This window comes from Pseudomonas sp. lyk4-R2A-10 (assembly GCF_030209075.1).
GTDB lineage: Bacteria > Pseudomonadota > Gammaproteobacteria > Pseudomonadales > Pseudomonadaceae > Aquipseudomonas > Aquipseudomonas glycinae.
The window spans coordinates 196,065-221,366 of record NZ_JARVSR010000008.1 but is presented as its reverse complement, the minus strand read 5'-3'; the positions used below and the strand labels follow the sequence as shown (position 1 = coordinate 221,366).

The following is a 25,302-nucleotide window of genomic DNA, read 5'->3' as shown; positions in this document are numbered from 1 at the left end:
CCTTGTTACAAGGCGCTTCGGGAACCCCGGAATCCGTGCATGATCGACTATGCTTGAGCAGCGAAGGGAAACGGAAGTGGTTCAACACCCCATGGATATCAAATTCACCCACCGGCTGTCGTACAAACAGGCGCGGCTTACCGTGCTGGTCGGGTTCATTCTGGGCACGCTGCTCAGCCTGCTGCAAATCGGCATCGATTATGCCAGTGAAGACGCGTCCATCAACCGTGAAATCCTGTCTTTGCTGGAAATCAGCCATAACCCGGCCTCACGCATCGCCTACAACATCGATGCCGAACTGGCGCAGGAGCTGACCCTGGGCCTGCTGCGCTCGCCGGCCATCATTTCTGCAAGACTCACCGATAACAACCAGACCGTATTGGCCAGCGTCAAACGTCCGGAGCTGCAAAGCGGCTACCGGATGATCAGCGACTTCCTGTTTGGCGCCAAACGTCAGTTCGAAGACCGTCTTTATCTCGATCACTTGCCCAACGAATCCCTCGGCACCCTGAGCCTGGAAGTCGATACCTTCGCCTTTGGCAGCCGCTTTCTGCGCCGCGCGGAAGTCACGCTGCTCAACGGTTTCGCCCGCAGCCTGATCCTGACCGGGATCCTGCTCGCGCTGTTCTACGTGATGCTGACCAAACCCCTGGTGCGAGTGATCCGTGAACTCAGCGGCCGCGACCCGCGCAGTGCCGAGCCGACCACCCTGGAATGTCCGGGCGGGCACGCCAATGACGAGATCGGCGTGCTGGTCAAAGTTGCCAATCAGCAGTTCGAGAACATCGCCACGGAAATCCAGCAACGGCGCAATGCGGAAAACCGTCTCACCGACTACCTCGCACAACTCGAAGACATCGTCTCGGCGCGTACCGCCGAGCTCAAGGCGATCAACGCGCGACTCAGCCAGTCCAACCAGGAACTGGAAGTGGCCCGTAGTACGGCACTGGACATGGCCGAGGCTCGCTCGGCATTCCTCGCCAACATGAGCCATGAGATCCGTACCCCGCTCAACGGCTTGCTGGGAATGATCGCTCTGTCGCTCGATGGTCCGCTCAACGCCGAACAGCAGCAACAACTGTCCATCGCCCACGACTCCGGCAAGGTATTGGTGGAATTGCTCAACGACATTCTCGACCTGTCCAAATTCGATGCCGGGCAGCTGGAGCTCGAACACATTCCCTTCGATCTCGGCTCACTGATCGAAGACACTGCCAACCTGCTGTCGCAAAACGCGGCGCCGAGTGTGGAACTGACCTGCCTGATCGATCCGCACTTCCCGGCGCTGGTGCTTGGCGATCCGACCCGGGTCAGGCAAATCGTCAGCAACCTGCTGTCCAATGCCCTGAAATTCACTCGTTTCGGCCGGGTCGATGTGCGTTTGTCCACCTGGAAGGACGGCGTCCGGATCGAGGTCTGCGACACCGGCATCGGCATCGCCCAGGAAGCGCAGGTGAAGATTTTCCAGCCGTTTACCCAGGCGGGTGCCGGGATCACTCGCCAGTACGGCGGCACCGGGCTCGGTCTGGCACTGACCTATAACCTGTGCGAAGCCATGCAGGGGCGTCTGACCATCAGTTCCGAAGTGGGTTTCGGCAGTCAGTTCTGCGCTGAGCTGCCACTGCCCTGCCACACCCGCGCGGTGATTCCACCCCCGTTGCACGGAAAGGTGCTGGCGATCACCAACGCGGTCAGCGGGCTGGCGGAGCTGCTGGAAAGCCTGCTGCCGGTCTGGGGGCTGACCTACGAACAGCGAACCCTCGACGACCCGCTGCTCGGCCTGTCCCCCGACGTCATCATCACCGATTGCCCCGAATGCCTGTTCGGTCTGCGTCCGGCGATGACGGCGCCGATTCTGCTGGTGACGGCTTATGGCAGTTTCATGCCGGGTGAAGAAGCCACTGCCCTTGCCCCATTGCAGCAGCAGGCTCGACCGCTGGCCCGCAACGCGCTGTATCAGAATCTGCGTCGGACACTGCAGCCGGACCTCACCACCATCGACCGCGCACGCCTCGAAAGCGTGCCGTCGCAGCGGCGCGGTCGGGTACTGCTGGTGGAGGACAACCCGGTCAATCAACTGGTGGCCAAGGGCATGCTGGGCAAACTCGGCTGCGATGTGGTGGTTGCCGCCCATGGCGTGGAGGCGCTGGATCAGTTGGAACACGACGAGTTCGATCTGGTACTGATGGACTGCAACATGCCGGTGATGGACGGTTACGAAGCCAGCCGCCAGATTCGTCAAAGCGGACGCTGGCCGCATCTGCCGATCGTCGCCCTGACCGCCAACGCCATGTCCGAGGAGCGCGAACGTTGCCGGGCGGCGGGCATGAGCGACTATCTGGCCAAGCCGTTCCGTCGTGAAGAATTGGCGGCGCTGCTGGACCAGTGGATTCCGACTACGACAGTGCTTTGATCTGCCCCAGCAGGTGATCGAGACCGTCGCGCAAGTCATTGAGCCGGTCCAGATCAACCCCGCTGTCGCACAACAGCCGCGCCTTCAACGGCCCGACCTGTTCACGCAGCGCCTGCCCTTGCCGCGTAAGGCTCAGATGAACTTCACGCTCGTCCCGGGCCGAGCGCTGACGCTGAACCAGTTGCAGTTGCTCCAATCGCTTGAGCAGCGGCGTCAGCGTGCCTGAGTCCAGTGCCAGACGCTCACCCAGCGCCTTGACTGTCGGTTGCTCCGGCGCAGTTTGCTGCCATTCCCACAACACCAGCATTGCCAGATATTGCGGATAGGTCAGGCCGAGCTGATCGAGCATCGGTTTGTAGGCACGGATCACCGCCCGCGACGCGGCGTACAACTTGAAGCACAGCTGACTGTCGAGTTTCAGCGAATCGGCGGACAGGTTGTTCATTTGAGCAGGGCTTCGATCTCACGGCTCAGATCCTGCGGCTTGGTGGCCGGGGCGAAGCGCTTGACCAACTGGCCGTCCTTGCCGATCAGGAATTTGGTGAAGTTCCACTTGATGCCCTGGGAGCCCAGCACGCCCGGCGCGCGCTTCTTCAACTGCACGAACAGTGGATGCGCGCCAGTACCGTTGACTTCGATCTTCTTGAACAGCGGGAAGCTGACACCGTAGTTCAGCTCGCAGAACTCGCTGATGGCGCCTTCGTTGCCCGGCTCCTGCTTGCCGAACTGATTGCACGGAAAACCCAGCACCACCAGGCCCTGATCCTTGTAGGTCTGCCACAGTTCCTCAAGGCCTTTGTACTGCGGAGTGAAACCGCATTTGCTGGCGGTATTAACCACCAGCACCGCCTTGCCGGCGAAATCGGCGAGGGTCTTCTGCTCGCCCTTGATGGTGGTGCACGGAATATTCAGCAGGTTATCGCTCATGGTGCGCACTCTTGAAAAATGGATAGACGGCAAAAATAGCGAGCAATTGAATTGCGTGCAATTTAATTATTCGAAAGGCGACCCGTGGATCGCCCGTATCGACTACTCGCGCGGCACCAGGTCCAGGCACACCGAGTTGATGCAGTAACGCAGGCCGGTCGGCGGCGGGCCGTCAGGGAAGACGTGGCCAAGGTGCGCATCGCACTTGGCGCATTTCACTTCGGTGCGAATCATGCCGTGGCTGGTGTCACGGATTTCGGTCATGGCGTTGTCGCCGATCGGCGCGTAGAAGCTTGGCCAGCCGCAGCCGGAGTCGAATTTGGTCTTGGAGTCGAACAGCGGTTCGTTGCAGCAGATGCAGTGGTAGACGCCATCGGTCTTGGTGGCGTTGTACTTGCCGGAGAACGGTCGCTCGGTGGCGCTCAGGCGGCACACGTTGAACTGCTCGGGGTCGAGCATCGCCCGCCATTCTTCCAGGGTCTTTTCAATCTTTTCCATCATCACACCTCAGCGGCTGAAAAAGCCCGATCTGTACCTTTTCCACGGATCGGGCGGCACGTATGATTGCGCCTCGTCACACGCCAGTCTGGCAGCGGGTTCCTGCGCATTCAAACGGATTGTTGGAAACCGCCGCTCGAGACACTTGCCTGTGTGAAGACGCAGGATTCCCAGCACGGTTGTCCACCCGCCGCCTGGATCGTTCATTTTCGGGATCACATCGCCATGCAGTTCAGCAAATCGAACAAGCTCGCCAACGTCTGCTACGACATTCGCGGCCCGGTGCTCAAGCACGCCAAACGCCTGGAAGAGGAAGGCCATCGCATCCTCAAGCTGAACATCGGCAACCCGGCACCCTTTGGTTTCGAAGCGCCAGACGAAATTCTCCAGGATGTGATCCGCAACCTGCCGACCGCCCAGGGCTACAGCGATTCCAAAGGCCTGTTCAGCGCGCGCAAGGCGGTGATGCAGTACTACCAGCAGAAGCAGGTCGAAGGTGTCGGCATCGAAGACATCTATCTGGGCAACGGCGTGTCCGAGCTGATCGTGATGTCGCTGCAGGCACTGCTCAACAACGGTGACGAAGTGCTGGTGCCGGCGCCAGACTACCCGCTGTGGACCGCAGCCGTGAGCCTGGCCGGCGGTAACGCTGTGCATTACCTGTGCGACGAGGGCGCCGACTGGTTCCCGGACCTGGCCGACATCAAGGCCAAGATCACCCCGAACACCAAGGCGATGGTGATCATCAACCCGAACAACCCGACCGGCGCGGTGTATTCGAAGGAAGTGCTGTTGGGCATGCTCGAACTGGCTCGCCAGCACAATCTGGTGGTGTTCTCCGACGAAATCTACGACAAGATTCTTTACGACGACGCCGTGCACATCTGCACCGCTTCGCTGGCCCCGGACCTGCTGTGCCTGACCTTCAACGGCCTGTCCAAGTCGTATCGCGTGGCGGGTTTCCGTTCCGGCTGGATCGCCATTTCCGGGCCGAAACACAACGCTCACAGCTACATCGAAGGCATCGACATGCTGGCCAACATGCGCCTGTGCGCCAACGTGCCGAGCCAGCATGCGATCCAGACCGCCCTGGGTGGCTATCAGAGCATCAACGATCTGGTACTGCCGCAAGGTCGCCTGCTGGAACAGCGCAACCGCACCTGGGAGCTGCTCAACGACATTCCCGGCGTTAGCTGCGTGAAGCCGATGGGCGCACTGTACGCGTTCCCGAAGATCGACCCGAAAGTCTGCCCGATCCACAACGACGAGAAATTCGTGCTCGACCTGCTGCTCTCCGAGAAGCTGCTGGTGGTGCAGGGCACGGCGTTCAACTGGCCGTGGCCTGACCACTTCCGCGTGGTCACCCTGCCGCGGGTCGATGACCTGGACATGGCCATCGGTCGCATCGGCAACTTCCTCAAGTCCTACCGCCAGTAACCGGCGCTCAGTGCGCAACGGCCCGAACGTTGCGCACTGTCTGATTCAGCAACACTTCTGCTGCGCCCCTACTCCAGCACCTTCTACACTTGCGACTCATACGAATCATGCGTGCCTGACGCAATGAGACCGGGTGGCGCGTGCCTGTCATCCATACCGGATTTAGAAGTGGGAAATGTCCCATAGCCCGGCAAATCCGGTGTAGGACACAGTTTGAAATAGTCACTCGGTTGAATCGCCAGGTGCCGCACCTTATATACCCCGCAGTACGCTACATCTTTAGCTTGAGGAGACTTCTACAACCATGATGCGCATCCTGCTGTTTTTGGCCACTAACCTGGCGGTCGTGCTGATAGCCAGCATCACCCTGAGCCTTTTTGGCTTCAACGGGTTCATGGCGGCCAACGGGGTTGATCTCAACCTCAGTCAGCTGCTGGTTTTCTGTGCAGTCTTTGGTTTTGCCGGTTCCCTGTTCTCGCTGTTCATCTCCAAGTGGATGGCGAAGATGAGCACCGGCACCCAGATCATCACCCAGCCACGCACTCGTCACGAGCAATGGCTGCTGCAAACCGTCGAGCAACTGTCCCGGGAAGCCGGAATCAAGATGCCCGAAGTCGGGATTTTCCCGGCCTACGAAGCGAACGCCTTCGCTACCGGCTGGAACAAGAACGACGCACTGGTTGCGGTCAGCCAGGGCTTGCTCGAACGCTTCAAGGAAGACGAAGTGCGGGCCGTGCTGGCTCACGAGATCGGTCACGTGGCCAATGGCGACATGGTTACCCTGGCACTGATCCAGGGCGTGGTGAACACCTTCGTGATGTTCTTCGCGCGGATCATCGGCAACTTCGTCGACAAGGTGATCTTCAAGAACGAAGAAGGCCAGGGCATGGCCTACTACATCGCGACCATCTTCGCCGAACTGGTACTGGGCATTCTGGCCAGCGCGATCGTGATGTGGTTCTCGCGCAAGCGCGAGTTCCGTGCCGACGATGCCGGTGCCCGCCTGGCCGGTACCGGCGCGATGATCAACGCATTGCAACGCCTGCGCGCCGAACAGGGCCTGCCGGTGCACATGCCGGACACCCTGAACGCCTTCGGCATCAACGGTGGCATCAAACAAGGGTTCGCCCGCATGTTCATGAGCCACCCGCCGCTGGAAGAGCGTATCGACGCCCTGCGTCGTCGCGGTTGATCAAACCGGCGCACCAATGAAAAGGCCCGCAGTGATGCGGGCCTTTTTTTGCCTGTCGTTTACACCCCGCGAATCCGGTAAACCCGTTCCTCAAGCCGGGTTACGCCGGCCTGCACGAACTTCCAGCTGTCACCGAGTACATCCTGCTGCTCCAGCATCTCGACGCGCCAGACACTGCCCAGCAAACGCTGCACTTCGGCATCGTCTACGGAAAATGGCGGCCCTGGCATCTGCGACTGGTCATAATCCAGCGTCACCAACAGCCCTCGACACGCCGGCAGAATGCTCTGCAGATGCGCCGCATAACGCTCGCGCATCGCTGGCGGCAAGGCAATCACTGCCGCACGGTCATACAACGCGGTGCAACCCGCCACGTCAGCCATCGTCAGCGAGAAGAAATCCCCGCACCACAACTCGACCGCGTCGGCGCGATAAACCTTGAAGTCGCCCTGCTCGCTCACCTGCGGCTGCAATTGCTGCTCATGGAAAAAGTCTTCCACTGCCTTTTCCGAAAGCTCGACGCCCAGCACCTGATGACCACGGCCGGCGAGCCACAGCAGATCCAGACTTTTACCGCACAACGGCACCAACACACGCGCCTGCACCGGGATGGCCAGATCGGGCCAGTGCCGCTGCAAATACGGGTTCACCTCAAGCTGGTGAAAGCCGATCTGGTTCGATTCCCACTTCTTGTGCCAAAACTCCGGCTGCATGCATCCTCCCAGGAATTCGATCAAAAGGCGTTAAAACTTATATTGGAATTAGATCAATGAACTGACTGAAGATGAGCCATCTTAACGCTCAGGAACCCTTCCATGTTTCCCAGCCTGTTTATCTCCCACGGCTCGCCCATGCTGGCGCTGGAGCCCGGCGCCAGTGGCCCGGCACTGGCGCGGCTGGCGGCCGAACTGCCACGCCCGAAAGCCATCATCATCGTTTCCGCCCATTGGGAAAGCCATGAACTGCTGGTCAGCAGCCATCCGCAACCGGAAACCTGGCACGACTTCGGCGGTTTCCCTCGCGCGCTGTTTGAAGTGCAATATCCGGCCCCGGGCAATCCGCAACTGGCCCGCGAGGTTGCCGACCTGTTGACTGCCAACAACCTGCCGGCGCGCCTCGACCCGCAACGACCGTTCGATCACGGCGTGTGGGTGCCGCTGTCGCTGATGTACCCGCAGGCCGATATCCCGGTGGTTCAGGTTTCCCTGCCCAGCCGTGGCGGCCCGGCGTTGCAGAACCGCGTCGGCCAGGCGCTGGCCAGACTGCGCGAACAGGGCATTCTGTTGATCGGCTCCGGCAGCATCACCCACAACCTGCGAGAACTGGACTGGCACGCCGGCCCGGAAAGCGTCGAGCCGTGGGCCCGGGATTTCCGCGATTGGATTGTCGACAAACTGGCTGCCAACGACGAAGCCGCATTGCACGATTACCGCCAGCAGGCACCGAACGCCGTGCGCAGCCATCCAAGTGATGAACATCTGCTGCCGCTTTACTTCGCCCAAGGTGCCGGCGGCGACTTCAGCATTGCCCATCAAGGCTTCACCATGGGCGCGCTGGGCATGGACATCTACCGCTTCGGCTAATGCCCAAATCGCAGGCAAAAAAATCCCCGAACCAGTCGGGGATTTTTTATGTTCGATCAATCAGCCCAGAGGCGGATCAATCTTCGCGGTAGCGACGCAGTTTCAGCTGCTTGCCGGCAACGCGAGTGTCCTTCAGCTTGGTCAGGAGTTTGTCCAGACCATCTTCCGGCAGCTCGACGAGGCTGAAGCTGTCACGCACCTGGATGCGACCGATGGCTTCACGTGCCAGACCACCTTCGTTGAGGATGGCGCCCAGCAGGTTTTTCGCCGCGATACCGTCACGCGCGCCCAGCGCGGTACGGCAACGTGCACGGCCTTCGCCCAGTGGCATCGGAGCACGACGCTCGCGGTCACCACGGTCCGGACGATCACCGGAACGCTCAGGACGGTCGCCACGTGGCGTGCTGTTCGGCACCAGTGGACGTTCCTTCTCGATCGCTGCCAGGTTCAGCGCCTGACCATTGGTGGCCTTGCGCAGCAGTGCGGCAGCCAGGGCGCGTGGGGTGCAACCGATATCAGCGGTCAGGCGATCCAGCAGATCACCGTGAGTCGATTCGGCGTCAGCCACCAGCGGCGACAGGCTGTTGGTCAGTTTCTTGATGCGAGCATCGAGAACGGCCTGGGCGTCCGGCAGACGCACTTCAGCAACTTTCTGACCGGTCACACGCTCGATCACCTGCAGCATGCGGCGCTCACGCGGCGTCACCAGCAGCAGCGCGCGGCCTTCGCGACCGGCACGGCCGGTACGGCCGATACGGTGCACGTAGGATTCCGGATCGTACGGCATGTCCACGTTGAACACGTGGGTGATGCGTGGAACGTCCAGACCACGGGCGGCTACGTCGGTCGCCACAACGATGTCCAGACGGCCATCTTTCAGCGAGTCGATCACGCGCTCACGCTGGTTCTGGGCGATGTCGCCGTTCAGCGCGGCGGCTTTGTAGCCTTTGGCGTCGAGGGCGCTGGCCAGATCCAGGGTCGCTTGCTTGGTGCGCACGAACATGATCAGAGCGTCGAAATCTTCCACTTCCAGCAAGCTGAGAACGGCAGAGGTCTTCTGGTCAGCGTGAACCAACAGGTGAGCCTGTTCGATCGCGGTAACGGTCTGGGTCTTGCTCTGGATCTTCACGTGCTTTGGATCGCGCAGGTGACGCTCGGCGATGGCACGGATCGATTGCGGCAGGGTCGCCGAGAACAATACGGTCTGACGGGTTTCCGGCATGGCCTTGAAGATCACTTCGAGGTCGTCCATGAAGCCCAGTTTGAGCATTTCGTCTGCTTCGTCGAGAACCAGGTGGTTCACGGTCTGCAGCACTTTTTCGTCGCGACGCAGGTGGTCGCACAGACGGCCCGGAGTGGCGACAACGATCTGTGCGCCATTACGGATTGCTTTCAATTGTGGGCCCATCGGCGCGCCGCCGTAGACAGCCACAACAGTCACGCCCGGCATTTGCTTGGCGTAGGTTTCGAAAGCGGTTGCAACTTGTAGCGCCAACTCACGAGTTGGGGCCAGGATCAGAGCTTGCGGCTCGCGCTTGGACGGATCAATGCGGTGCAGGATAGGCAGGGCAAAGGCAGCGGTTTTACCGGTACCGGTTTGCGCCTGACCAATCATATCGTGACCGGCGAGGATGATCGGGATCGACTGCTGCTGAATGGCCGAAGGCTCTTCATAGCCGGTAGCGACTACTGCAGCGACAATATTGGGATGAAGTTCAAGAGCGGCGAAGCCGCCGATTTCCTGGGTCATGGGTCTGCCTCTAAGTGCATCCGCAAAGACCCATGCTCCAAAGCTGCACATGCCGTGTTGAGACTCAAGAGTCGCCCTGGCAGCTTTGTCGGCGGGGATTTGCGAAAACGAATGAATGAAAAAGAATCGTCAAGGAAGAGCCCGCAGTGCGGACGTGCAGCCGAAGCTGACTTCGGGGAATTGCGCTACCTAAACGCGGCCCGGTTAAAGGCCGGCGCGCACTATACCGGAATTTGCCTAAAAAGGGAGCTTTTTTTATCGGCGAAATGCAGTTGTCACCGCTGTGTAACGGGGTTTTGCGGATAATCGGGCAAAGGTCTATTTTTCAAAGGGCCCGGCCCTGCGGGCGATGGCGCTTAAACGATTCACCGACGTGCGGCATCTGGTCGCTGCACCCTTTCTTCCCCTGCGAGGAAACACCCATGAATCAGCCCTGCCCCGGCCGCGTGAGCCGTGCGCGCCACGGTCATGTGCATTTGATCGGTCTGGACCGCGCTGCCAAGCGCAACGCCTTCGACCTAGACCTGCTCAACGACCTGGCCCTGGCCTATGGCGAATTCGAGGCCGACAGTAACGCACGGGTGGCGGTGGTGTTCGGGCATGGCGAGCATTTCACCGCGGGGCTCGATCTGGTCAACGCCAGTTCTGCCCTCGCCCAAGGCTGGCAGGTGCCGCCCGGCGGTTGCGATCCGTGCGGCGTTTTCGTCGGACCACGGGTCAGCAAACCGGTGATCGTCGCTGCGCAGGGTTACTGCCTGACCATCGGCATCGAGTTGATGCTCGCCGCCGACATCAACCTGTGTGCCAGCAACACCCGCTTCGCCCAGATGGAAGTGCAGCGTGGAATCTTTCCGTTTGGTGGTGCGACGTTGCGTTTCCATCAGATTGCCGGCTGGGGCAATGCCATGCGCTGGTTGCTGACCGGTGATGAATTCGATGCCCATGATGCGTTACGTCTGGGTCTGGTGCAGGAAGTCATGGCCAGCGAGGATCTGCTGCCGCGCGCCATCGAACTGGCCGAACGCATCGCCCGGCAGGCGCCGTTGGGCGTGCAGGCAACGCTGATGTCGGCGCGTCAGGCGCGCTATGAAGGTGAGACTGCGGCGGCTAAAAGCTTGCCGCCGCTGGTGAAGAAGTTGCTGGCCACCGAAGATGCCAAGGAAGGCGTGCGCTCGCTGGTGGAGCGCAGGCCCGGCGTTTTCAAAGGCCTTTGAAGATCAGGTCGCCGGACGTATGCAGTTGATCAACGTCTGCAACGAGTAGCCCAGCTTAGGCGCCAGCGCTTCAGCCCGGGCGGTCAGCGCCTGCATGTCCAGCACCTGATCGAGATCCGCCGGCACGATCAGAATCACGTTGCCCTCCTTCACCGGCAGCTCCCAGTAATGCCGGTGATAGAGCCCGCGCAGCAGCGCCGCGCCCAAGGGTTTGCCATCATCGGTGGCCCATTGGTTGATCACCAGCCAGCCACCGGGATTCAGACGTTTCTGACAGTCACCGAGGAAATTCCACGCAAGGTGCCCGGCGCCGGGGCCGACATCGGTGTACAGGTCGACGAAGATCAGATCCGCCGGTTCTGCCGTCGGCAGCAGTTCGAGAGCATCACCGACGCGAATGTACAGCCGCGGATCGTCATCCAGCCCGAGGTATTCGATGGCCAGACGCGGTACGTCAGGGCGCAGCTCGATGGCTTCGACATCTTCCAGCGGCAGGAACTTGAGGCAGGCCTGGGTCAGCGTCCCCGCGCCCAGCCCGAGAAACAGCGCGCTCTCCGGTTGCTCGTGGCACAACGCGCCGATCAGCATCGCCCGGGTGTAGTCATACTCCAGCCAGCTCGGGTCGGCGGTGAACACACAGCTTTGCTCGATCGCATCGCCGAACTCCAGAAAGCGGTAGTCGGCCACCTCCAGCACGCGAATCACGCCGAACTCATCCTGTACCTCGGCGAGCAACAGCTCGACGCGCTCCTCAGTCATTTCGTCTCCTGGTGGTCACCGGGCGCGGTGACGCGATGGCACCGCTATGGTGCCGTGGCAAAGCGGCGATTGTCGGCGAAGCGGCGGGAGCAGGTCACGCACTAATTGCTGCTAACATGGCCGTCCGTGCGTAGAACCTTAGAGACCGTGATGAGCCAACCCTGGAGCCCTGACAGCTGGCGCGCCCTGCCGATCCAGCAACAACCCCAATACCCCGATGCCGCGCATCTGCGCCAGGTCGAGCAGACGCTGGCCAGCTACCCGCCGCTGGTGTTTGCCGGCGAAGCGCGCGAGCTGCGCCGTCAGTTCGCCGAAGTCACCCAGGGCCGGGCGTTCCTGCTGCAAGGCGGCGACTGCGCGGAAAGCTTCGCCGAGTTCTCCGCCGCGAAGATTCGCGACACCTTTAAAGTGTTGCTGCAAATGGCGATCGTCATGACCTTCGCTGCCGGTTGCCCGGTGGTCAAGGTCGGGCGCATGGCCGGCCAGTTCGCCAAGCCGCGCTCGGCCAACGACGAAACCATCGACGGCGTGACCCTGCCGGCCTACCGGGGCGACATCGTCAACGGCATCGGTTTCGACGCCGCCAGCCGCGTACCGGATCCGGAGCGTCTGCTGCAGTCCTATCACCAGTCCACCGCCACCCTCAACCTGCTGCGCGCTTTCGCCCAGGGCGGTTTTGCCGACCTGCATCAGGTGCACAAGTGGAACCTCGATTTCATCGCCAACTCGGCGCTGGCGGAGAAGTACAGCCACCTCGCCGACCGCATCGATGAAACCCTGGCCTTTATGCGCGCCTGCGGCATGGACAGCTCGCCGCAACTGCGCGAGACCAGTTTCTTCACCGCCCACGAAGCGCTGCTGCTGAACTACGAAGAAGCCTTCGTGCGCCGCGACAGCCTGACCAACGATTACTACGATTGCTCGGCGCACATGCTGTGGATCGGCGACCGCACCCGTCAGCTCGACGGCGCCCACGTCGAATTCCTGCGCGGGGTGAACAATCCGATCGGTGTCAAAGTCGGCCCGAGCATGAACCCCGACGATCTGATCCGCCTGATCGACGTGCTCAACCCGGACAACGATCCGGGCCGCCTCAACCTGATCGCGCGAATGGGCGCGAACAAGGTCGGCGTTCACCTGCCGGCGCTGATCCGTGCGGTGCAACGTGAAGGCAAGCAGGTGCTGTGGAGTTCCGACCCGATGCATGGCAACACCATCAAGGCCAGCAGCGGCTACAAGACTCGCGACTTCGCGCAGATCCTTGGCGAGGTGAAGCAGTTCTTCCAGGTTCACGAGGCTGAAGGCAGCTACGCTGGCGGCATCCACATCGAGATGACCGGGCAGAACGTCACCGAGTGCATCGGTGGCGCGCGGCCGATCACTGAAGATGGCTTGTCGGATCGCTATCACACTCACTGCGACCCACGGATGAATGCCGATCAGTCGCTGGAACTGGCGTTCTTGATTGCCGAGACGTTGAAACAGGTCAAACGCTGAATTGCGATGGCGCGGGCTCAGTCAATTTGAGCCAGCGCCATCCGCAACCTCCCTGCACTTTCCCGCTGACAATTGAGCTGCACCTGCTCAAGCCCCAGCCAGTCCGCCATGCGCCGCAGGTTCAGCGCCAGCGCCAACATCCCCGCGTCATCCAGTCCGGTTTCTTCCTCGTGCACCGCATGCACGGCCAGTCGCCCCGCCGCCCGTTCGGCGCGCAGGTCAACCCGCGCGGCAATCCGCTCGTTGTGCAGGAACGGCAACACGTAATAGCCGAAAACGCGTTTATCCTGCGGCGTGTAAATCTCCAGCCGATAACGGAAATCGAACAGCCGCTCGGTGCGGCTGCGCTCCCAGATCAGTGAATCGAACGGCGACAGCAATGCACTGGCCTCGACCTTGCGCGGGATTTTCGGCTCGGGCAGGCAATAAGCGATCTGGCGCCAACCGGCGACTTCGCAGGTCAGCAGTTGCCCGTCCTCGACCAGTTCGGCCAGACGCGGGCGGGCATCGGAAGGATTCAGTCTGAAGTAATCACGCAGGTCTTTTTCCGTGCCGACACCCAGTGCCTGCACTGCATGCAGCAGCAAACCGCGCTGCGCCCCAGCCTCGTCGGGCAATGGCTGTTGCAGCACGGAAGCCGGAATCACCCGTTCCGGCAAGTCATACAATCGCTCGAAACCACGGCGCCCGGCGACAGTCACTTCGCCAGCGGCAAACAACCATTCCAGCGCATGTTTTTCCGCGCTCCAGTCCCACCACGGCCCGGCCTTTTCCTCGCGGGTCGACAGGCTGCCGGCGCCCAGTGCGCCCTGCTCTTCGACCGACGCCAGCACCCGGCGAATGGTGTCCTGTTGCTCGCGGCCGAACCGCGCCAGTTGCTGATAAATGTCTTCACCGCGTTTGGCCCGCTGCATGCGCCAGCCCATCAGCGGGTACATCGACAGCGGCAGCAACGACGCTTCATGGCCCCAGTATTCGAACAGCGAACGACGTCGCCCCGAACTCCAGGCAGCCTGATTGAGCAAGTCAGCAGAATAGGAACCGAGACGGGAAAACAGCGACAGGTAGTGCGAGCGCACCACGGCGTTGACGGAGTCGATCTGCAACAGGCCGAGGCGTTCGATCAGCCGGTTGATGTGCATCGCCTTGACAGCCGGCGGCTGGCGCCCGTGAAACCCTTGGGCAGCCAGTGCCAGACGTCGAGCCTGTTTAAGGGAAAAGGACAATGTCGCGGGCATGTGTACCTCCATGTCTGCTCGCAACCTACCTCACTACAAAGGGGTTTGTGTAGCGATGGCCTCATCATTTATGCATCGGATCGTCCCAGAACGGCCGCACCGACTCATGTTCGACATCGGCACGGCTGACCCCGATGTCCTTCAACGCTTCGTCGCTCAGACTGGCAAGCAACTCGCGTTCGCGGTGAAGTTCGTACCAGCGGCTAAACTTGTGCAGCAGATCGGAAATCAGATGGACCGGCACTCTTTCATCGCTCACATACAGTTTTTGACCTTTCATCGTGTTGCCCTCCTTTAGGGATGGCTCAAGTCTCGCGCCGGCGCTACGATCAATCCAACGAATGTTTCTGATGGCATGCATCACGGAGATTCATCAATTGTCGGCGTACCCCAGTATCGATACCGATGTTCTGCGCACCTTTGTCGCGATTGCCGATCAGGGCGGTTTTACCCGTGCCGGCGAAATGGTCAACCGCACCCAATCGGCGGTGAGCATGCAAATGAAGCGTCTGGAAGAGGACGTGTTGCAGCGCCAGTTGTTCGAGCGCGACGGGCGTCAGGTGCGCCTGACCGCCGAAGGCCAGGTGTTGCTTGGCTACGCGCGGCGCATCCTGAAATTGCACAGCGAAGTGTTCAACACCCTGCGCGAGCCGCACATGGTCGGCACGGTGCGGATCGGTACGCCGGACGATTACGTGATGCGGTTCTTGCCGGGGATCCTGTCGCGCTTCGCCCAGTTCTATCCGCTGATACAGATCGAAGTGCACTGCGAGTCGACCAAGCAATTGCTGCAACGCACGGACCTGGATCTGTCGATCGTCACCCGCGAGCCAGGAAACGAGATCGGCCAACTGCTGCGCAAGGAGCGCTTCGTCTGGGCCGAGGCGCAGAACTTCAGCGCCCACGAGCAGACGCCGTTGCCACTGGCAATGTTCAACAGTGATTGCTTCTGTCGCCTGTGGGCCTGCAATGCGCTGGACGCTATGGGCCGCGAATACCGGATCGCCTACAACAGCACCAGCCTGTCGGCATTGATGGCGGTGGTGAGCGCCGGCCTGGCGATCACCGCGCAGCTGGAAAGCCTGATTACCCCCGACATGCGGATTCTTGGAGATGCCGAAAATCTGCCGCTGCTGCCCGAGGCCAGCATCATGCTGATCCGCAACCTCAACAATCCCTCGCCGATCACCGAATGCCTGGCCGAGCACATCGTCGAAGGCTTCAAACTTTAAAGGCGAGCATCACCGCGCAAAGCACCAGGAACCCGCAGAACAGCCCACGCAGGAGTTTTTCCGGCATCGCGTGGGCCACTTTCACGCCCCAACTGATGCTGGCCAGACCGCCGATGGCCAGCGGCAGGCCGATCATCCAGTCCACTTCGTGGTGCACCGCATACGTCACCAGCGTGACACCGGTGCTCGGCAATGCCAGCGCCAGCGACAGGCCTTGAGCGACCACCTGAGTGGTACCGAACAGGCTGGTCAGCACCGGCGTTGCCACCACCGCCCCGCCGACACCGAACAAACCGCCCATGGTGCCCGACGCCGCACCGAGCACGCCCAGCCACGGCCATGAATAACGCATCTCCGACGTCGCTGCCGGACGCGCGCCGAACATGCGCACCAGGTTGTAGGCCGACAACGCCACAAGGAACGCGACAAAACCGATACGCATGGTCTGCGCGTCGATGCCCACGGCCCAGATCGAGCCGATCCAGGCAAAGCAGAATCCCATCACCGCCAGCGGCAACGCATGGCGGAGTTCGATGCGGTTGCGCTGGTGATAACGCCACAGCGCCAGCATCACGTTCGGCACCACCATCACCAGCGCCGTGCCTTGGGCGATTTGCTGATCAAGCCCGAACCACACGCCCAGCAGCGGAATGGCGATCAAGCCACCACCGATGCCGAAGATCCCACCCAGAGTGCCGAGGGCGGCGCCAAACAACAGGTACAGCAAAAACTCGATCACAGCAGAATTCCTCATACGTCAGGCAACTCATCCTACGCAGTCGGCGCTGGCACGGAAACGCACAGCAACGCACAATGGCTGTGCCAAATCCGCATAGGCACTGAGCCGATTCATGAATCCCAATCAATTGACCGAACAACTCGGGCTGTTTCTCGATGTGCTGGAGAGTGGCAGTTTTTCCGCCGCCTCGCGCCGACATCCGCTGACGCCCTCCGCCGTTGCCCGGCGTATCGACAGTCTGGAAAGCGCTGTCGGCAGCCAGTTGTTTATCCGCAGCACTCACGCGGTGCGCGCCACACCGGCGGGTCTGGCATTTGCCGAACGGGCGCGGCGGATTGTGGCCGAGTTGCAACTGGCCCGGGCTGAAGCGGTGTCCCTGAGCAGCGCTCCGGAAGGCCTGATTCGGGTGGATGCGCCGGCGGCGTTCGGGCGGCGGCATCTGGCGCCGGTGATTGCCGATTTTCTGGTGCTGTATCCGGGGCTCGACGTGCAACTGCATCTGATCGACAGCTTTGTCGATATGGACGGTTCGAACCTGGGCAAGGTCGATCTGGTGTTGCGCGCCGGGCAAATGGCTGACACCCGGTTGGTCGCCACACCGTTGGCGAGCATGGTACGCATCGCTTGCGCCAGCCCCGACTATCTCAAGCGTCGGGGCGTGCCGAGTGAACCCGCGCACTTGAGCGAGCATGACGGCCTCGATTGGGACGGCCTCGCTCCACCCTTCGCTTGGCGCTTCGAACAGAACGGGCAAATGCAACTGCACCGCCCGGCGCGGGTGCGCATGAGCGCCAACAACGCCGAGGCGTTGGTCTGCGGCGCGCTTGCGGGACTCGGGATCGCGCATCTGCCGACCTGGCTGGCCAGCGAATACCTGTTGCGCGGCGAATTGCTGCCGCTGTTCTGTGAAAACGGCCTGCCAAAACCGGAAAGCACCGGCATCTATGCGCTGCGATTGGAGCAACAGGCCAGCTCCCGCAGCCGCCTGCTGCTGGAATACCTCAAGACCCGGTTCAGCCCCGTACCGCCGTGGGATCTGGCATTGCAGCGGGAGTTGGGCCGGCACTGAACGATTCGCCACCGGGCACAATTGTCTGGCGCATTAAAGATTCGAGCGCTAGATTCATCTGCATTACCGTTCAAGGCACCGACATGACCACCGACCGCGACACCACCGATCTTTGCGAAGACCTGCTGCTCGACAATCAGGCCTGCTTCGCCCTGCATTCCACTTCGCTGATGATGACCAAGGTCTACAAGCCGCTGCTGCAAGCGCTTGGGCTGACGTATCCGCAGTATCTGGCGATGATGGTGCTGTGGGAGAAGGATGGTTTGACCGTCGGAGAAATCAGCACGCGCCTGCTGACCGATCCGGGCTCGCTGACTCCGTTGCTCAAGCGGCTGGAAGGTGAAGGTTTGCTCAGCCGAACCCGCAGCCGGGAAGATGAGCGTGTGGTGATCGTTGAACTGACTGCCCAGGGACGCGCCTTGAAAGACAAGGCCCGAACCGTGCCGCAATGCATCCTGGGGGCCAGCGGCTTCACGTTGGAGCGCCTGCAAAATCTGCAAGCCGAGTTGCAGGCCTTGCGTGGTCATTTGCAGGACAGCCTCGCTTAAGACTCCCTCCTTCCCTGTGGGCGCAGCCTTGCGCCTGCAGGCGTATCGCACCCTCCCCGCTGATCCCCGAAAAATTTTTTCCTCTCGTTTTACATTCAAAAAAACCTTCTATATCAAAAGCTTGAGATCACGACCCTGCCCGATCCAAGTATCGATTCGCGCTTTCTTCAAAAATTTATCTTGCGCACTAAATATTAGCGAAGTACATTTACTCCGCACCTACTTAGCGCGCAAACAATTAGCGCAACAAACCACACTTGATGAGGCTCACACCATGCAAACTCTCTACACCGCAATCGCAACCTCCACTGGCGGCCGTGACGGTCGTGCGATCTCCAGCGACAACATCCTCGACGTCAAACTGGCCACCCCGAAGGAACTCGGCGGTGCCGGTGGCGCGGCTACCAACCCTGAGCAACTGTTCGCCGCCGGCTACTCGGCCTGCTTCATCGGCGCCCTGAAATTCGTTGCCAGCCAGACCAAACGCAAAATCCCGGACGACGCCTCGATCACTGCTCACGTCGGCATCGGTCAGATTCCTGGTGGTTTCGGTCTGGACATCGACCTGCACATCAGCCTGCCGGGTCTGGAACAGGCTGACGCACAAAGCCTGGTCGACGCAGCCCACCAGGTCTGCCCGTACTCCAACGCCACCCGTGGCAACGTCGATGTGCGTCTGCACGTCACCGTGTAATCACTGACACTCAGGCCCGTACAGGAAATGAACATGAACACTTTCAGCAAAGTCTTGACCGGTACCCTTCTCGCCTTGTCCATCCACAGCGCATTTGCCGGGGAGGTTGAACACAACACCCAGGCGTTCCTCGATGTGTTGAATGCCGGCACCGGCAAACCGATGGAACAGCTGACGCCCAAGGATGCCCGCGCCGTGCTGACGGGCGCGCAGTCGGGGGTCAAACTGACGCTGCCTAAAGCGGACGTCAGCGAGAAAACCATCCAGGTCGATGGCCAACCGTTGAGCCTGACCATCGTCCGGCCGGCCGGGGTCAAAGGCGAGCTGCCGGTGTTCATGTTCTTCCACGGCGGCGGCTGGGTGCTGGGGGATTTCCCGACCCACGAACGTCTGGTGCGGGATCTGGTGGTCGGCTCGGGTGCGGCGGCGGTGTTCGTCAATTACACCCCTTCGCCCGAAGCGCATTACCCGGTGGCGATCAACCAGGCTTACGCGGCAACCAAATGGGTGGCCGAACACGGCAAAGAGATCAACGTCGACGGCAAGCGTCTGGCGGTGGCGGGCAACAGCGTCGGCGGCAACATGGCGGCAGTCGTCGCCTTGATGGCCAAAGACAAAGGCACCCCGGCGATCAAATTCCAGGTGCTGCTGTGGCCGGTGACCGATGCCAATTTCGATACCGGTTCGTATAACCAGTACGCCGAAGGGCACTTCCTCACCCGCAACATGATGAAGTGGTTCTGGGACAACTACACCACCGACGCCAACCAGCGGAACGAGATCTACGCCTCGCCGTTGCGCGCAACCACCGCGCAGTTGAAAGGTCTGCCGCCTGCACTGGTCCAGACTGCGGGGGCCGACGTACTGCGTGACGAAGGTGAAGCCTACGCCCGCAAACTCGACGAAGCCGGCGTGCCGGTGACCTCGGTGCGCTACAACGGCATGATCCACGACTACGGTTTGCTCAACGTGGTCAGCCAGGTACCGGCGGTACGTTCGGCGATGCTGCAGGCCTCGGAAGAACTGAAGCAGCACCTGAAAAAGTAACTTTCATCAGGCACAAAAAAGCCCGACTCGATGGTCGGGCTTTTTCTTTCCTCAAAAAGCAGTGCTTATTTGGCACGGCCTTTGTAGGAACCGCCTTCGCGGGTATCGATCTCGATCATGTCGCCGATTTCGATGAAGTCAGCAACCGACAGCTCGGTACCGTTCTTCAGCTTGGCAGGCTTCATCACCTTGCCGGAAGTGTCGCCGCGAGCGGAACCTTCGGTGTAGTCGACCTGACGCACGATGGTGGTCGGCAGCTCTACGGAAACCAGACGGCCTTCGAAGAATACGGCTTCGCAAACGTCGGTCATGCCTTCTTCCACGAATGGCAGAACGCTTTCGATGTCTTCGGCGTTCAGCTCGTACATGGTGTAGTCGGTGGTGTCCATGAACGTGTAGGAGTCACCGCTGATGAAGGACAGGGTCGCTTCTTTGCGGTCCAGGATCACGTCGTCCAGCTTGTCGTCCGCACCGTAAACGGTTTCGGTCTTGTAACCGGTCAGCAGGTTCTTCAGCTTGGTCTTCATGATCGCGCTGTTACGGCCCGATTTGGTGAATTCAGCTTTCTGAACCAGCCAAGGATCGTTGTCGATACGGATCACGGTACCGGGTTTGAGTTCTTTACCAGTTTTCATTGCGAATATCCGAATTTGGATGGGATTTACAAAAATCTAGGCCGCGTATCATATCCAATTTCGGTAAAACTGTACCAGCGCCGTCGCAAGATCCGCCTGCAAGGCCTGTTCCAGACACCACGCGCGGGCATTTTCCTGCAGTTCGGGCCAGTGTTTGCGGGCCTCGAGCCAGTGGTCGCCGATAGGCTGCCCGGCACTCCAGGCACGCCAGAGACCGTTCATCGCCTCGGCGGCAGCAGGCGAAAGGCGTTTTGTGTAGAGCGCAAGGAAGGCGTCGAGCTTGTCGAGATGGATGTCTTCGTCCTGCTGATAGATGTGCCACAGCATCGGCCGTCCCGCCCATTGCGCCCGGACAAACGAGTCCTCACCGCGCACCGCGTTGAAATCGCAGCACCAGAGCAATTGATCGTATTGATCCTGACGGACGAACGGCAGCACCTGCACGGTCAGCGACTGACGAACGTGCATTGCACCGACCGCCAGCGACTCGACTCCAAGCCAACGGGCGACATCGCCGAGAATCCGTCCTTCCGGCACCAGCAGATGGGTAGGCGTAGCGTCCGCCGCGAGCACATCCAGCCAACTGGCGAGTCCGGCATTCTCGTAGGCAAACAGCGAGATCAGTTGCGCATCGGGAGCAGGAACGATCCCCAGACCGTGCAAGAATTGTCGCTGCACCTTGGGATCCTGCTGAAACTGCTGACGCCGCTCCAGCAAACCCCTTTCACGCAACAAGCCGCCAGTTCCAGGCTGAAACCCCGGAAAGAAAAAGTACTTCTGCACCGACTTGTACTTCACCGACGGCAGTCCGTGGCAACCGACCACCCAGTCTTCGGCGCTGAGATAGTCGAGGTTCATCCACAACGGCGGTTCTTCCCTTGCGGCCATGGCGTCCATGTAGACGCTTGGCAACTGGCAGGCAAACGCAGCGATCACCACGTCGGCCGCATCGGCCTCCTGCCACTCGGCTGGCCAGTGCCGGACTTCGACGCCCTGCTGCCATTGCTGATCGAGGCCGATGTCGATTTCGGGACAAATGCGTTCGAAAGCGCGCAGGTCATCGACCCACAGTCGCACTGTCATTGCATGTTCGCTGACCAGTTGCCGGGCCAGACGCCAGGTCACGCCGATGTCGCCGTAGTTGTCGACGACCGTACAAAAAATGTCCCAGCGGGTGTTCAGTGGCGGCATTCAAGGCTCCCGTTGGCAAAAGCGCCGATTGTCCGCATAAATGTCTCAATGCAGAAGAGCCGACGACAATTAATCTTCGTGCGACAATCGCCGTTCGCCCGCATTCATCCGCCAGGAGGCAGCCATGCCCTATCGTCCCAACCCGCGTCGTCCCTTGCCTGTTCAGCTTAGCGCGCTGCAGTTGACCGGTAGCATTGCCCTGGGTCTGTGGCTGGGTTTTCTGGCTATCGCGATGACGTGCTGGCTCGCTTCACGCTTTTTCTTCAATGAACAACTGGCGCCGGTTGCCCAGGCCGTGCAGCAACTGGCCAATCCACCCGCCGCTCGAGCGGTGCCGGACATTCCGCCGCATAGCCCGCTGTTCGAACAGTACGAAGAAAACCTGCGCAAAAACGAGCAACAGGCACGTCTGGATCAGGCCCGTGGCAGCACACGTAATCTGTCGAACCCCAAATGCCAGTTCTGGCTACAACAGGATCAGACGGCCCCGAGCGAAAAAAGCCGCGCCAATGTCCTGCAATTTTGCGATTGATCATGAATAAACAGACGGTTCACCAACTGATTCTCGACAAGCTGCGCGTCGACCTCGACATCGCCGAACGCGCGGCGCTGACCGCTTACGAAACCGCGACCCACGAAGAGAACATCGCCGAAAACAAGTACGACACCCTGGGGCTCGAGGCGTCGTACCTGGCGGCGGGACAGGCGAAACGGGTCGAGGAGATTCGTCAGTCACTGGCGCTGTGCCAGAACCTGACGCTGCGCGCGTATGACGATCAGCGAGGGATTGAAGTCGGCGCCCTGTTCGGTCTGGAAGACGAAAAGGGTCGCGAGCAATGGCTGTTTCTGGCGCCGGATGCGGCGGGCGTGAAAGTCGACGTGGTGGGTCAGCCGATTACCGTCATCACCCCGCGCTCACCGCTGGGCAAAAGCCTGCTGGGCAAGTTCGAGGGGGACGAGGTGGAGATTCTGGTGGCGGGCACCCGGCAACAGTTTGCTGTCACCGAGGTGCTGTAGACGGGGACTTAATGGACGGGCAGTTCGACACCATCGAACAGTTCTTCCAGTTCCTGCTTGTTGTGGCACTGAATGGCCTTGGCCATGACCTCGCGGGTCAGGTGCGGCGCAAACTTCTCGATGAAGTCGCACATGAAGCCGCGCAGGAAGGTGCCGCGACGGAAACCGATCTTGGTCACGCTGGACTCGAACAGTTCGCTGGCATCGAGCACCACCAGATCGTTATCCAGTTTGGTGTCGACCGCCATTTTTGCCACGATGCCGACACCCAGGCCCAGACGCACGTAGGTTTTGATCACGTCGGCGTCGGCAGCGGTGAACACCACTTTCGGCGTCAGGCCGCGATGGCTGAAGGCTTCGTCGAGTTTCGAACGGCCGGTGAAACCGAACACGTAAGTCACGATCGGGTATTCGGCCAGCGCTTCGAGGGTCAGTTTCGGCAGCTTGGTCAGCGGGTGGCCCTGAGGCACGACCACGCAACGGTTCCAGCGATAGCACGGCATCATCACCAGATCGCCGAACAGCTCCAGCGCTTCGGTGGCGATGGCGAAATCGACGGTGCCGTCAGCGGCCATTTCGGCGATCTGCATCGGCGAACCCTGGTGCATGTGCAGCGCCACGTCCGGATATTGCTTGATGAAATTGCTGATCACCGGCGGCAGTGCATAACGTGCCTGGGTATGGGTGGTGGCGATCGACAGGGTGCCTTTCTTCTCGTTGGAGAATTCCTGGGCGATCTGCTTGATGCTTTCGACCTTGCGCAGAATCTCACCGGCAGTGGTGATGATACGCTCGCCGGCCGGAGTGACGCGGGTCAAGTGCTTGCCGCTGCGGGCGAACACTTCGACGCCCAGTTCGTCTTCCAGCAGACGGATCTGTTTACTGATGCCCGGTTGCGAGGTGTAGAGGCTTTGGGCTGTAGCGGAAACGTTGAGGTCGTGGTGCGCCACTTCCCAGATGTAGCGCAGTTGTTGAAGCTTCATATGAATCCCTCAAAGCAGGTAGACGCCACGGGCATCAGCGACGGTATATAACTATATTAATGGTTTGAAGAATAAATCTAGAACTTTTTTATCAAAGTGCCATTATTCCCGCTTCAGCGATCCTCCCGACGGCGACGCTCCACCAGCGGCACCAGATAAACCGGCACCTTGGACAATTGCAGCAGCCGGGCCGCCGTTCGCCCCAAAGGTGTTTCCGCCCCGACCCCGTGGCTGTGACTTCCTACGATCAGCAAATCGACAGAGAGTTTCTGCACCTGATCGAGAATCACCTGTGACGGATCGCCCTGCAGCACCCGCACCGCGCGTATCCGCTGCAGGTCCTGCTCGCCCTCATCCCCCAGTTCTTCGCGAAAACTGTCGAGCACCCGCTGCTCGATATTGGCAATGACCGTTTTCAGACCCTGACTGTGAAATTCGTTCAATGCCTGTTCGTCGAGATAGCTCTGCAACACCGATTCGGCGAACAGCCCCATGGGTTCCACTGCGTGCACTACGTACAGGTCGGCATTGAACGTTCGCGCCATCGCCAGGGCATGCTGCATCACTAACGGTGCGTACAGACCGAGGTCAGTGGCATACAGCATCGAACGAATCATATGACCTCCTCGCAAGCCAACATGGCGGAGATTTGATTCAGCTTAGCAGTGCCTTGACGAGTACGACGTGCGACGCAACGTCTTGAACCACGAGGGCTTTAGACCGCCGGTTCGTTGCTGATGCCGTGGGGCACGTGACCGGTTGCCACAACCTCCCGGGCCAGCTCGCAGTGACCGGCCTGATCATCGAAAAACACGTCGGCGGCGAACGCTTCGAGAAATGCCGACTTGGTCAGGCCACCGAGAAACAGCGACTCGTCCAGACGAATGTCCCATTCGCGCAAGGTGCGGATCACCCGCTCGTGGGCCGGCGCCGAACGCGCGGTGACCAGTGCGGTGCGGATCGGACACTCCTCATCGGAAAACTCGCGCTGCAACAGGTTGAGCGCCGCGAGAAAGCCCTTGAACGGCCCGCCGCGCAACGGCTCGCGAGCGGATTCACGCTCCTTGGCCTGGAAGGCTTCAAGGCCACCGGATTGATACACGCGCTCCGATTCGTCGGAAAACAGCACCGCATCACCGTCGAAGGCGATGCGCAATTCGTCGCTGGCCGCACGGCTGGCGCCGCCGGACAGAATGGTCGCCGCCGCGAAACCGGCATCCAGCGCGGCGCGTACGTCTTCGGCATGGGTGGAGAGAAACAGGTCGCAACCAAAGGCCTTCAGATAGGGATAAGGACTGCGCCCGCCGACAAACGCCGCGCGGGAGATCGCCAGGCCGTAATGCCCAATGGAGTTGAAAACGCGCAGGCCGGTGTCGGCGCTGTTGCGCGACACCAGAATCACCTCGACCCGGGCGCGACCGAGACGGCTGTTCAGGTTGAGGAGTTTTTCCACCAGCGGAAAGGCATCGCCCGGCGCGAGAATTTCGTCTTCGTGATCGATCTGATATTGCCGGTAGGCTTCGACGCCGCTCGACTCATACACCTTGTGGCTTTCGCTCAGGTCGAACAGGGCACGGGACGAGATCGCCAGCACCAGTTTGTCATCGATGTTCTTGGCCATGCCTTTCCCCCAGTGCGA

At 60.6% G+C, this 25,302-nt stretch carries 27 protein-coding genes; 13 read left to right on the top strand and 14 right to left on the bottom strand.

What is annotated here, in order from left to right; translation table 11 throughout:
• Window positions 1-91 precede the first annotated feature (91 nt).
• Complete coding sequence (locus QRN46_RS12560; RefSeq protein WP_201815711.1) at window positions 92-2,413, top strand: hybrid sensor histidine kinase/response regulator; 2,322 nt, start codon at window positions 92-94, stop codon at window positions 2,411-2,413.
• On the opposite strand, the gene QRN46_RS12555 is transcribed toward QRN46_RS12560, so the two are convergent.
• From QRN46_RS12555 to msrB, 3 genes are all read right to left on the bottom strand, one after another.
• Window positions 2,397-2,858 carry a MarR family winged helix-turn-helix transcriptional regulator gene (locus QRN46_RS12555; RefSeq protein ID WP_285354946.1) on the bottom strand — a complete coding sequence of 154 codons (462 nt, stop codon included), beginning with the start codon at window positions 2,856-2,858 and terminating at the stop codon, window positions 2,397-2,399. The two genes, QRN46_RS12560 and QRN46_RS12555, sit on opposite strands and share 17 nt — an antisense overlap.
• Window positions 2,855-3,340 (bottom strand): glutathione peroxidase, encoded by a 486-nt coding sequence (locus tag QRN46_RS12550; protein WP_011335290.1) that lies wholly within the window; start codon window positions 3,338-3,340, stop codon window positions 2,855-2,857. Before QRN46_RS12550 ends, QRN46_RS12555 begins: the two co-directional genes overlap by 4 nt.
• A gap of 102 nt (window positions 3,341-3,442) precedes the next feature.
• The gene (gene msrB / locus QRN46_RS12545; protein WP_011335291.1) at window positions 3,443-3,838 is read right to left on the bottom strand and encodes a peptide-methionine (R)-S-oxide reductase MsrB; all 396 of its coding nucleotides are present in this window, start codon (window positions 3,836-3,838) and stop codon (window positions 3,443-3,445) included.
• Between the two features lie 225 nt (window positions 3,839-4,063).
• Here msrB and QRN46_RS12540 point away from each other — a divergent pair, with 225 nt between their 5' ends.
• Window positions 4,064-5,275 carry a pyridoxal phosphate-dependent aminotransferase gene (locus QRN46_RS12540; protein ID WP_007955711.1) on the top strand — a complete coding sequence of 404 codons (1,212 nt, stop codon included), beginning with the start codon at window positions 4,064-4,066 and terminating at the stop codon, window positions 5,273-5,275.
• A gap of 304 nt (window positions 5,276-5,579) precedes the next feature.
• Window positions 5,580-6,467 (top strand): protease HtpX, encoded by an 888-nt coding sequence (gene htpX / locus QRN46_RS12535; protein ID WP_011335292.1) that lies wholly within the window; start codon window positions 5,580-5,582, stop codon window positions 6,465-6,467.
• Window positions 6,468-6,526: 59 nt separating this feature from the next.
• On the opposite strand, the gene QRN46_RS12530 is transcribed toward htpX, so the two are convergent.
• On the bottom strand, window positions 6,527-7,180 hold the full coding sequence (locus QRN46_RS12530; RefSeq protein ID WP_011335293.1) for a thiopurine S-methyltransferase: 654 nt from the start codon (window positions 7,178-7,180) through the stop codon (window positions 6,527-6,529).
• 102 nt (window positions 7,181-7,282) lie between these two features.
• Here QRN46_RS12530 and QRN46_RS12525 point away from each other — a divergent pair, with 102 nt between their 5' ends.
• On the top strand, window positions 7,283-8,050 hold the full coding sequence (locus QRN46_RS12525) for a DODA-type extradiol aromatic ring-opening family dioxygenase (protein ID WP_285354940.1): 768 nt from the start codon (window positions 7,283-7,285) through the stop codon (window positions 8,048-8,050).
• Between the two features lie 76 nt (window positions 8,051-8,126).
• On the opposite strand, the gene QRN46_RS12520 is transcribed toward QRN46_RS12525, so the two are convergent.
• On the bottom strand, window positions 8,127-9,800 hold the full coding sequence (locus tag QRN46_RS12520; protein WP_285354938.1) for a DEAD/DEAH box helicase: 1,674 nt from the start codon (window positions 9,798-9,800) through the stop codon (window positions 8,127-8,129).
• 422 nt (window positions 9,801-10,222) lie between these two features.
• Here QRN46_RS12520 and QRN46_RS12515 point away from each other — a divergent pair, with 422 nt between their 5' ends.
• Complete coding sequence (locus QRN46_RS12515) at window positions 10,223-11,014, top strand: crotonase/enoyl-CoA hydratase family protein (RefSeq protein ID WP_285354936.1); 792 nt, start codon at window positions 10,223-10,225, stop codon at window positions 11,012-11,014.
• 3 nt (window positions 11,015-11,017) lie between these two features.
• Here QRN46_RS12515 and QRN46_RS12510 read toward each other — a convergent pair whose 3' ends face one another.
• Window positions 11,018-11,773, bottom strand: a complete 756-nt coding sequence (locus QRN46_RS12510; protein ID WP_007955705.1) for a spermidine synthase — start codon at window positions 11,771-11,773, stop codon at window positions 11,018-11,020.
• A 150-nt stretch (window positions 11,774-11,923) separates the two neighbouring features.
• Between QRN46_RS12510 and QRN46_RS12505 the strand changes: the two genes are divergently transcribed.
• The gene (locus QRN46_RS12505; RefSeq protein ID WP_285354933.1) at window positions 11,924-13,270 is read left to right on the top strand and encodes a class II 3-deoxy-7-phosphoheptulonate synthase; all 1,347 of its coding nucleotides are present in this window, start codon (window positions 11,924-11,926) and stop codon (window positions 13,268-13,270) included.
• A 17-nt stretch (window positions 13,271-13,287) separates the two neighbouring features.
• On the opposite strand, the gene QRN46_RS12500 is transcribed toward QRN46_RS12505, so the two are convergent.
• A complete protein-coding gene (locus QRN46_RS12500; RefSeq protein ID WP_285354931.1) occupies window positions 13,288-14,508 on the bottom strand; it encodes a winged helix-turn-helix domain-containing protein in 1,221 nt (406 codons plus the stop codon).
• Between the two features lie 64 nt (window positions 14,509-14,572).
• Complete coding sequence (locus QRN46_RS12495; RefSeq protein ID WP_007955702.1) at window positions 14,573-14,788, bottom strand: DUF1127 domain-containing protein; 216 nt, start codon at window positions 14,786-14,788, stop codon at window positions 14,573-14,575.
• 97 nt (window positions 14,789-14,885) lie between these two features.
• Here QRN46_RS12495 and QRN46_RS12490 point away from each other — a divergent pair, with 97 nt between their 5' ends.
• The gene (locus tag QRN46_RS12490) at window positions 14,886-15,740 is read left to right on the top strand and encodes a LysR substrate-binding domain-containing protein (protein WP_170844876.1); all 855 of its coding nucleotides are present in this window, start codon (window positions 14,886-14,888) and stop codon (window positions 15,738-15,740) included.
• Here the strand turns inward: QRN46_RS12490 and QRN46_RS12485 are convergent.
• On the bottom strand, window positions 15,730-16,479 hold the full coding sequence (locus QRN46_RS12485) for a sulfite exporter TauE/SafE family protein (protein ID WP_085744971.1): 750 nt from the start codon (window positions 16,477-16,479) through the stop codon (window positions 15,730-15,732). The two genes, QRN46_RS12490 and QRN46_RS12485, sit on opposite strands and share 11 nt — an antisense overlap.
• A 112-nt stretch (window positions 16,480-16,591) precedes the next feature.
• Here QRN46_RS12485 and QRN46_RS12480 point away from each other — a divergent pair, with 112 nt between their 5' ends.
• The 4 genes from QRN46_RS12480 (at window position 16,592) to QRN46_RS12465 (ending at window position 19,837) form a co-directional block, all read left to right on the top strand.
• Window positions 16,592-17,548: a LysR family transcriptional regulator gene (locus tag QRN46_RS12480; protein WP_285354926.1), complete on the top strand. Its 957-nt coding sequence runs from the start codon at window positions 16,592-16,594 to the stop codon at window positions 17,546-17,548.
• An 83-nt stretch (window positions 17,549-17,631) separates the two neighbouring features.
• Window positions 17,632-18,096 carry a MarR family winged helix-turn-helix transcriptional regulator gene (locus QRN46_RS12475; protein ID WP_285354924.1) on the top strand — a complete coding sequence of 155 codons (465 nt, stop codon included), beginning with the start codon at window positions 17,632-17,634 and terminating at the stop codon, window positions 18,094-18,096.
• A gap of 274 nt (window positions 18,097-18,370) precedes the next feature.
• Window positions 18,371-18,790 carry an organic hydroperoxide resistance protein gene (locus QRN46_RS12470; RefSeq protein WP_034155242.1) on the top strand — a complete coding sequence of 140 codons (420 nt, stop codon included), beginning with the start codon at window positions 18,371-18,373 and terminating at the stop codon, window positions 18,788-18,790.
• Between the two features lie 33 nt (window positions 18,791-18,823).
• Window positions 18,824-19,837, top strand: coding sequence for an alpha/beta hydrolase (locus QRN46_RS12465; protein ID WP_085607156.1), 1,014 nt, complete (start codon window positions 18,824-18,826; stop codon window positions 19,835-19,837).
• Between the two features lie 65 nt (window positions 19,838-19,902).
• Here QRN46_RS12465 and QRN46_RS12460 read toward each other — a convergent pair whose 3' ends face one another.
• The gene (locus QRN46_RS12460) at window positions 19,903-20,472 is read right to left on the bottom strand and encodes an elongation factor P (RefSeq protein ID WP_007955690.1); all 570 of its coding nucleotides are present in this window, start codon (window positions 20,470-20,472) and stop codon (window positions 19,903-19,905) included.
• A 48-nt stretch (window positions 20,473-20,520) separates the two neighbouring features.
• A complete protein-coding gene (gene earP, locus QRN46_RS12455; RefSeq protein WP_285354916.1) occupies window positions 20,521-21,663 on the bottom strand; it encodes an elongation factor P maturation arginine rhamnosyltransferase EarP in 1,143 nt (380 codons plus the stop codon).
• 124 nt (window positions 21,664-21,787) lie between these two features.
• On the opposite strand from earP, the gene QRN46_RS12450 reads away from it, so the two are divergent.
• A complete protein-coding gene (locus QRN46_RS12450; RefSeq protein WP_285354914.1) occupies window positions 21,788-22,195 on the top strand; it encodes a hypothetical protein in 408 nt (135 codons plus the stop codon).
• Window positions 22,196-22,197: 2 nt separating this feature from the next.
• A complete protein-coding gene (locus QRN46_RS12445) occupies window positions 22,198-22,680 on the top strand; it encodes a GreA/GreB family elongation factor (RefSeq protein WP_285354912.1) in 483 nt (160 codons plus the stop codon).
• 8 nt (window positions 22,681-22,688) lie between these two features.
• Here the strand turns inward: QRN46_RS12445 and cysB are convergent, their stop codons facing one another.
• The 3 genes from cysB to QRN46_RS12430 form a co-directional block, all read right to left on the bottom strand.
• Window positions 22,689-23,663 (bottom strand): HTH-type transcriptional regulator CysB, encoded by a 975-nt coding sequence (gene cysB / locus QRN46_RS12440; RefSeq protein WP_003183769.1) that lies wholly within the window; start codon window positions 23,661-23,663, stop codon window positions 22,689-22,691.
• Window positions 23,664-23,776: 113 nt separating this feature from the next.
• Entirely contained in the window at window positions 23,777-24,280 is a 504-nt protein-coding gene (locus QRN46_RS12435) for a universal stress protein (RefSeq protein WP_007955683.1), read from the bottom strand.
• A gap of 98 nt (window positions 24,281-24,378) precedes the next feature.
• Window positions 24,379-25,284: a 5'-nucleotidase gene (locus QRN46_RS12430; protein WP_007955682.1), complete on the bottom strand. Its 906-nt coding sequence runs from the start codon at window positions 25,282-25,284 to the stop codon at window positions 24,379-24,381.
• Between the last annotated feature and the right edge of the window lie 18 nt (window positions 25,285-25,302).